The organism is Acetobacter tropicalis (assembly GCF_001580915.1).
GTDB lineage: Bacteria > Pseudomonadota > Alphaproteobacteria > Acetobacterales > Acetobacteraceae > Acetobacter > Acetobacter tropicalis.
This window is the reverse complement of the sequence record NZ_LHZQ01000063.1, coordinates 1-1,334: the sequence shown is the minus strand read 5'-3', so window position 1 is coordinate 1,334 and position 1,334 is coordinate 1. Positions and strand designations below refer to the sequence as shown.

The 1,334-nt window shown below is 51.2% G+C and carries 2 protein-coding genes; one reads left to right on the top strand and one right to left on the bottom strand.

What is annotated here, in order from left to right; all coding sequences use genetic code 11:
- Positions 1-154: 154 nt before the first annotated feature.
- Positions 155-298 (top strand): hypothetical protein, encoded by a 144-nt coding sequence (locus AD944_RS16530; RefSeq protein ID WP_156477216.1) that lies wholly within the window; start codon positions 155-157, stop codon positions 296-298.
- 283 nt (positions 299-581) lie between these two features.
- Here the strand turns inward: AD944_RS16530 and AD944_RS00405 are convergent, their stop codons facing one another.
- On the bottom strand, positions 582-1,145 hold the full coding sequence (locus tag AD944_RS00405; RefSeq protein ID WP_045543231.1) for a recombinase family protein: 564 nt from the start codon (positions 1,143-1,145) through the stop codon (positions 582-584).
- Between the last annotated feature and the right edge of the window lie 189 nt (positions 1,146-1,334).

Genomic DNA, 1,334 nt, shown 5'->3' with positions numbered 1-1,334 from the left:
CCGCCACCGCCACCGCCACCGCCACCGGTTGGCGTCACCCCTTGCCTGAATATGGGCAAGGGCGCGCCCTGACATTAGATACTACACGATACGCCTTTAGATCTGCACGATCGTCTTTGGTTTTCAGGATGCTGACAACCTCAGCCTTCTTGCCATGCTTGGTTCAGAGAACACGCTCCACATCCTGCATGCGGTCTTTCGGCGCATTGAAGCGGACATAATAAGCCCCCGTTTCAGCATGCACCGCATGTCTTCCACGCCTTTTCTGGCATCAAAAGATGTAACGCTGGACCTGTAATGCACAGCCACAAAGCTGGTAACGGCAATATACCGCAAACAACTGTTTTTATTGAATTTTTCGGAAATGGAGCGGATGAGGGGAATAATCCAAAAGTCCCCATCATGAACCAAAAACCGCTATTTTCCGCCGAAAAACAACTACCAGCACAAACACACCAAATGAGTAGCACCAGCAGGCAGTCCGAAGCCGTCAAGATAACTCGGAAGCCCTTGTGTCACAACGATCTCTTTTCATTATTGTTTGTTTATAAACCACAAACCTATAGAAATTCCGTTATTTATCAATCAGTTATATCGAGACACCGATAGACGCTGCTCCGACCCATCCCCAGCTTCTTGGCAATGTCCGTGGGCCTGATGCCCTGCTGGTGCAACTTGCGGACCTCAGCAGCCTGATTGCGTGCCGTTGGTTTCCTGCCCTGATATTTCCCTTCTGTCTTGGCCTTCGCGATACCCTCCGCCTGCCGCTCTTTCATCAGGTCACGCTCAAACTCAGCCACAGCAGCTAACATGGTCAGCATTAACTTACTGGTTGAATTGCTGGTGTCCAAAGTTTGACCGCCCATGCTTTGAACAATCAGGTGGCATCCTTTGGCTTTGACCGTCTCCACATAGCCAAGAAGGTCCGCTGTGGACCGTGCCAGCCTGTCTGGCTTCATGACCACCAGCACGTCACCTGCCCGCATCTGGTCCAATGCAGCGGCAAGCTGTGGCCTGTTACTGGTGGCTCCGCTCACCTGTTCCTGAAAGACCTTCTCGCACCCAGCGGCCTTCAAATCCCTGACCTGTGCATCCAGCCCTGCAACCTGTTCCGTTGTGCTGGTGCGTGCGTAACCAATCTTCATGCTCATTCTGTCTCACTAGGGTTTAGACCCAGAACAGATACTGTCCCATAAATACGATAGTCAACCCTAATGAGACATAAAAGTGTCCCAGCAGCATTGTTTCATTAGACCTTGCCCTATTGGGATGGCATAGCTTCACAAGAAGGTTTGCTTCGACGCGGATTTCTCACACTTGAGGCAATTTCGGGT